Genomic DNA, 6,746 nt, shown 5'->3' with positions numbered 1-6,746 from the left:
GGTCGTTAGCTCAGTTGGTAGAGCAGTTGACTTTTAATCAATTGGTCGCAGGTTCGAATCCTGCACGACCCACCAATGTAAAAAAGCGCCCTAAAGGCGCTTTTTTGCTATCTGCGATATTTTCTTTCATGCTATCAAAGCATTAACTAATCTCTCCAGCGCTGGTGTTGCCTGTTGCTGTTCATAAACAATATACAAGTCTGCTGGAATACGTTCCTCGAGTGGACGAAATACCACCCCCGGCCAGCTCATTTGGGCATAGCTATCTGCCATTAATGTTACACCCAGCCCCATACTGATCATCGCCAGTACGGTTTGCGGCTCTACGGCCTCGCGGACGATCATCGGTGAAAACCCCGCCTGCTGACAGACACGCTGTAAAAACGCCCAGTCGGAATGGACCGATGGCAGCGTCACAAAGTATTCATTGCGTAATGCCATTAACGGGATAGCGTTTTCGCAAGCCAGATAATGATCTTCCGGTATTGCCACCAGAAACGATGATTCGTGTAATCGCAGGCTGGTAAATCCTACTGTTGGTTCAATCGCCATCCGCCAGATACCAGCGTCCAGTTCCCGCCGCTCAAGCAACGCCATTTGCATCCCTGGGGATTTTTCACGAAATGAGACATGAACATTAGGGCACTCTTTCAAAAACCGCCGCATTGCCGGACGCATTCGCCCCCACATCGCGGTTCCCACCACGCCCAGCTCAATACGCCCTGCTTCACCACGACCAATCTGTTCTACTCGAGCCAGCGCCTGGCTGGCGTTAGCCAGCAATCGACGTGACTCTTCCAATAAAATTTTTCCTGCATGAGTGAGCGCCACACTGCGCGAATGCCGAACGAACAGCAAAGTGCCCAACTGTTGTTCCAGATCTTTGATATGAATACTTAATGGCGGTTGCGACATATTCAGCCGCGCAGCGGCCCGCCCAAAGTGAAGTTCTTCTGCGACCGCAAGAAAATAGCGCAATAACTTGAGATCAATACGATGTGTACTTTCCATAATTATTGCGCTCCATACGGTATGGGTAAGGCTGCAAACTTAGCACATTGCAATCAAGGAAAACCCTGTTTACATCAGTGAGCCAATGATTTCTGTGCCATTTTTTCAGGTTCATGTTTATAACGGAAGAACAGGGCAAAAATCACCGCCAAGGCCAGTGCATACGCAGCAAATACCAGCCAGATGGTTTGCCAGTCTTTAACACCATCAACCGTGAAATAGTCAACCGCCATGCCACTCAGAAGAGAACCAACCCACGCCCCAACGCCATTGACCATGGTCATAAATAATCCCTGGGCGCTGGCGCGGATCCTGGAGTCCACTTCTTGCTCGACAAACACTGAACCGGAAATATTGAAAAAGTCGAACGCGCAGCCATACACAATCATCGACAGCAGCAATAATACAAAGCCACCTGGTGACGGATCTCCAAAAGCAAAGAATCCAAAACGTAATGTCCACGCTACCATACTCATCAACATGACGGTTTTGATGCCAAAACGCTTCAGAAAGAAAGGAATAGTCAGAATGAAGCCGACTTCCGCCATTTGTGATACCGAGAGCAGAATGGAAGGATATTTCACCACGAAGCTATCAGCAAACTCAGGGTTGCGGGCAAAATCATGCAGAAAAGGATTACCAAAAACGTTAGTAATTTGCAGGACCGCCCCTAATAACATGGCAAATAAAAAGAAAATCGCCATACGTGGATTTTTAAATAACACAAACGCATCCAGACCTAATTTACTGGAAAGCGTCGTACTGGCCTTATGTTCCGCCACTGGAATTTTCGGTAACGTTAACGCATAGACCGCTAGCACTAGAGATGCTCCGGAGGCGATATACAACTGCACACTGCTTAACTCCAGATGCAATAAACTCACCAGCCACATTGCGACAATAAATCCCACGGTACCATAAACACGGATTGGCGGAAAACTGGTGACCGGATCTAATCCGGCCTGCGCCAAACACGAATAGGAAACACTGTTGGATAACGCAATCGTGGGCATGAAAGCCATCGCGTTAAGCAACATCACCCAGAACATCATATTCGGTTCAGTTACAGAGGCGGCATAAAAAAGCACCCCGGCACAAATTAAGTGACACAGCATATAGGTACGTTCAGCCCGTAACCATTTATCGGCAATAATGCCCATAACGGCTGGCATAATAATGGCCGCAATACCTTTAGAACTGTATGCCATACCGACATCAGCCCCGGTAAAATGTAAGGTGTTTATCATGTAAGAGCCGAGGGTAACTAACCAACTCCCCCAGATAAAGTATTGTAAGAAAGACATTACCTTTAAACGCGTTGCGATATTCATTTTTTATTTCCTTATCGCAGTGAGATGGCCCCATCCGCGAGGCCATTTTTATTGTTTTCAGGCGATTTTGCGTAAGAATCCGCAAATCAGATTAATAAAGTTTTGCCGTGATAACTCCGCTGCAGCCAGGGTTTGGGCATGCGACAATTTCACATCACTTAAGCCTTCTGCCATATTGGTTATTGCGGACACGGCAACGACTTTCATTTCGCAATGACGTGCGCTAATCACTTCAGGCACTACAGACATACCCACAACATCGCCACCAATCAGCTGCATCATGCGAATTTCTGCCGCCGTTTCGAAGTTCGGCCCCGGATAAGAAACAAAAACCCCTTCTGTCAGCGGAAAACCTCCTTCCTGCGCGACGGTTTGTAAAACGGCGCGGTAATCAGCATCGTAAGCATTCGCTAATGAAAAAAAGCGTTCGCCAAAACGCTCATCATTAAGGCCTGTCATCGGTGTGCCTGGCATCGTATTAATGTGATCTTTCAGCGCAACCAGACTACCCGCACCGACTTCTGGACGAAGCGAACCTGCAGCGTTGGTGCAGAACAACAATTCACAGCCCAACAACTTGAACGTGCGAATAGCATCAGTCATGACTGTCATTCCCCGGCCCTCATAAAAATGACCGCGACCTTTCATGCAGGCTACAGGCACACCAGAGAGCACTCCGAGGACCAACTCTCCTGCATGGCCATGTACGGTGCTCACCGGAAACCCCGGCAAATCGCTATAAGAAATGGCAACAGCATCTTCTATTTGTTCAGCTAACGCTCCCAGCCCCGATCCCAAAATAAACACCACGCGTGGGGTAAAATCTGGTTTATGTCGACGAATGATATCTGCGCAATACCACGGGTTTTGTGAAAAATGAGGTTGGGTCATGGAAAGTCCTTATAATATGCATTATTCGTAAGATATGAGTCGCATCTTTTTATAACGAGAAAAAGTCGCGAGTGACCAATACATTTTCCTGTGATATTCAATATGATTTTGAAATCGATCATATCGTTCCCCAGCAGAGAAATATAACGGCCGTATAATTTTCTTTGGAGGTTAACCAAAAGCTGATTATCAGGCAATCACTCACCTGATAATCAGTAAAATTAACTATTATTTTTCTGTGTTACCAATCAATGTTTCAAGCTCCGCAAATGAATGCGCCACCGTTGACGACCAGGTAATCATTAAATTCAAATAATCTGTCGCGAGCGCAGATTGATACTTTTGTTGCTTGCTACAATAAACTATCGATTGCTGTCCTAATGCATAGGCAATACCATTCATAATACCGGTGTCGACATTCGGCTCGAAGGTATCGGAATAAAAGATGGCCTGTCTGGATTTTCTTAAGTTATCAATATCAGTCGCAATATCATTCATATTGTCGCCAACGATGAAAGTCTTACCTGCACTAATGATCGCATCTTTGATTTTCTCCAGTAAGCCCCGAGAGGGTTCGGTATACATAAAGTTAGGATCAAGATAATAGTCATACTCAATCGGCAATGGCGTAATCGGTACAGCGGGAGTAATCGTCGTGCCGAAGTCGGCGATTAAATTTTGTTGAAGAATTTGCAACGCACGCTTGATGATATCGTTGGTTTGTTCACGATAGTTGCTGATGCTAGCATCGGAATCTGACACCGAAACCACTTTTGCCACATAATTCATCAGCTTACTTATAGGGTAAAACTCTGAAGAATTCCCCGCTGCCCATATAAGAAAGTCTGTCGTTACCAAGTGAACAGGCATCCCTAAAGCCCATGCATAGCCTACTTCCCATGCACAACCGGAATCATAGGTTCCACCATCGAAATAACCGATAACCCCAACACTATTGTCCATATTCGCGACATCATTAACAAAAATCTCTTCTTCACTGGAGGCACCGGCATCATCACGATATGGAAGAAAAGTATGGATCAGGGGCGGCAACAGCCCCTCGTCAATCCATTGATCAATGATATCATTTAAATTCAAAGCATCTAATCGCCAGGGTGCACAATAAACCCGACACTGGTTATACAATTGATTTGCCATAATATCCTCCTTTGCTAATCCTATAAAACATTATTAATTTTGATAAATTCCGTATCAGGCGAAATGACCGGATGTTGTCGGGTTACTGTTGTGTTTATATTTAAACAACACCATAAATGCGAGAGCCAGAACCAGTGAATATCCGGCAAATACCAGCCAAATGGTTGACCACTGTGGATTGCCATCCGTTGTTAAATAATCGACGACTTTACCACTGATAAAACCGCCCAGAATACAACCAAAACCATTGGCCATCATCAGGAAAACGCCCTGAGCGCTGTTACGAATCGATGGATCAACTTCTTGTTCAACAAATACCGAGCCAGATATATTGAAGAAGTCAAAAGCACAGCCATAAACAATCATCGAAAGAATTAACAGAATGGTACCGCCGAATGAAGGATCGCCATAAGCGAATAAACCAAAACGCAGCGTCCAGGCCACCATGCTCATCAGCATGACATTTTTGATACCGTATTTTTTCAGGAAAAAGGGAATGGCAAGAATGAAGCAGACTTCGGATATCTGAGAAATTGATAACAAAATAGAAGCATGAGTTACAACAACGCTATTGGCAAACTCTGGAACACTCTCAAAACTGTGGAGAAATGTATTACCAAACATCCCGGTAATTTGTAGTTCTGCCCCAAGCAGCATGGCAAAGATAAAGAAAATCGCCATTTTGCTGTTCTTAAACAGTGCAAATGCACGCAGTCCGAGCACGTCTATCATTCCTTGCGCCTGGTTAGATTTCGCCACTGGTACAGTCGGTAATGTCAACGTGAACAGGCTCAAGCCTAACGAAGCTGCCGCGCCGATATACAATTGCATATGACTTAATTCAAAACCTGCCAAACTCACCGCCCACATCGCGACAATAAATCCAATCGTGCCCCAAATACGGATTGGTGGAAATTCTGTCACAATATCCATCCCCGCAGTTTGTATGCGGTAATAGGAAATTGTATTACTCAAACCGAGCGTTGGCATATACACGAGAGAGTTAAGTAAAATGACAATGAACATTGCCGAAGGCGTGGTAACCGATGCAGCGACAAATAATGTTATCGCGCCAAATAAATGACAAGCGGCATATATCCATTTAGCACTAATCCATTTATCGGCCACGATACCAAATAACGTTGATGTTATTAATGCTGCAATACCCAAGGTACTATAGACTGCACCAATATCCTCGCCTTTAAAACGCAGCGTGATAAACATATAGGAACCGAATGTATTGAGCCAACTTCCCCACAAAAAGAATTGCAGAAATGAAAGTACTTTTAATTGTAGTTTTAGATTCACCATCTTCTCCTTCGACTTTGAGCCCCCTTTAAATAACCGGAAATTCATCACATTTACCAATACTTTTTACCACGGATATCAATTGCAATTTGATATCAATCCTGAACACATTCAGATCGACACCCTATCATTACGTGATAATTATGTATTGGTTAGAGATGTCATAAATCTAATAAAATAGACATGCCAAATAATTACAGCATAAATATGTAAGCATATCACATTCATTAAATTTATTACTTAAGTGGAACATACTATGAAAAAACAGCTTCTTGCATTAAGCCTTGGTCTGGTTCCCATGGCTTTTCCGCAAATGTCTTATGCCGAGTTTAAAGGGGGCTTTGCTGACATTGGTCTGCATTATCTTGACTGGACATCCCGCACGACAGAGAAAACCAGTAATAAGTCCCATAAAGATGATTTTGGCTATCTGGAATTAGAAGGTGGTGCTAACTTTAGTTGGGGAGAAATGTACGGGTTCTTCGATTGGGAGAACTTCTATAATGGCCGACATTCAAAATCTGGCAGTGAACAACGTTATACTTTTAAAAGTACCAACCGCATTTATCTTGTTGATACAGGACTGAATCTTTATCTTCACGCTTACGGGACTTACGGTTCACCTGAACGTGTTAACTTCTATGATGATACATTCCTTTACGGGCTTGGATACAATTTTACGGGAAATGGTTACTGGTTTAAGCCATTCTTCGCGAAACGTTACACCGATCAAACCTATTATACCGGTGACAATGGCTATGTTTTGGGCTGGGTTGCCGGATACAGTTTCACGCTTGGTAGCGAAAAATTCAGCCTGACTAACTGGAATGAATACGAATTTGACCGCGACGCTACATATGCAGCAGGTAATGGCGGAAAAGAAGGTATAAACGGAGCAGTAGCGTTTTGGTGGAATGCGACACCGCATTTTACGGCAGGGATTCAATATCGCTACGCAGATAATAAACTGGGTGAAGCCTTCCTCCAGGATGGCATTATTTATTCAATAAAATATCAGTTCTAAACCTGCGTTGATAACACTAAAAC

The 6,746-nt window shown here is 44.2% G+C and carries 6 protein-coding genes; 1 reads left to right on the top strand and 5 read right to left on the bottom strand.

Annotation, left to right across the window (positions count from 1 at the left end; all coding sequences use genetic code 11):
• Window positions 1-126: 126 nt before the first annotated feature.
• The 5 genes from FQZ95_RS06110 to FQZ95_RS06090 form a co-directional block, all read right to left on the bottom strand.
• A complete protein-coding gene (locus FQZ95_RS06110) occupies window positions 127-1,011 on the bottom strand; it encodes a LysR family transcriptional regulator (protein ID WP_032184818.1) in 885 nt (294 codons plus the stop codon).
• 74 nt (window positions 1,012-1,085) lie between these two features.
• Complete coding sequence (locus tag FQZ95_RS06105) at window positions 1,086-2,342, bottom strand: nucleoside permease (RefSeq protein ID WP_105271492.1); 1,257 nt, start codon at window positions 2,340-2,342, stop codon at window positions 1,086-1,088.
• A 57-nt stretch (window positions 2,343-2,399) separates the two neighbouring features.
• Window positions 2,400-3,233: a xanthosine phosphorylase gene (xapA, locus tag FQZ95_RS06100; RefSeq protein ID WP_105271491.1), complete on the bottom strand. Its 834-nt coding sequence runs from the start codon at window positions 3,231-3,233 to the stop codon at window positions 2,400-2,402.
• 228 nt (window positions 3,234-3,461) lie between these two features.
• Window positions 3,462-4,391 (bottom strand): nucleoside 2-deoxyribosyltransferase, encoded by a 930-nt coding sequence (locus tag FQZ95_RS06095; protein WP_000013329.1) that lies wholly within the window; start codon window positions 4,389-4,391, stop codon window positions 3,462-3,464.
• Between the two features lie 54 nt (window positions 4,392-4,445).
• Window positions 4,446-5,699 (bottom strand): nucleoside permease, encoded by a 1,254-nt coding sequence (locus tag FQZ95_RS06090; RefSeq protein WP_021521569.1) that lies wholly within the window; start codon window positions 5,697-5,699, stop codon window positions 4,446-4,448.
• 256 nt (window positions 5,700-5,955) lie between these two features.
• Between FQZ95_RS06090 and FQZ95_RS06085 the strand changes: the two genes are divergently transcribed.
• Window positions 5,956-6,723: a nucleoside-specific channel-forming Tsx family protein gene (locus FQZ95_RS06085; protein ID WP_160529995.1), complete on the top strand. Its 768-nt coding sequence runs from the start codon at window positions 5,956-5,958 to the stop codon at window positions 6,721-6,723.
• The last annotated feature ends 23 nt before the right edge of the window (window positions 6,724-6,746 follow it).

It is taken from the genome of Escherichia sp. HH41S, from assembly GCF_009820115.1.
Classification (GTDB): domain Bacteria; phylum Pseudomonadota; class Gammaproteobacteria; order Enterobacterales; family Enterobacteriaceae; genus Escherichia; species Escherichia coli_F.
The sequence above is the reverse complement of the archived record's forward strand: the minus strand, read 5'-3'. Positions and strand labels throughout refer to the sequence as shown.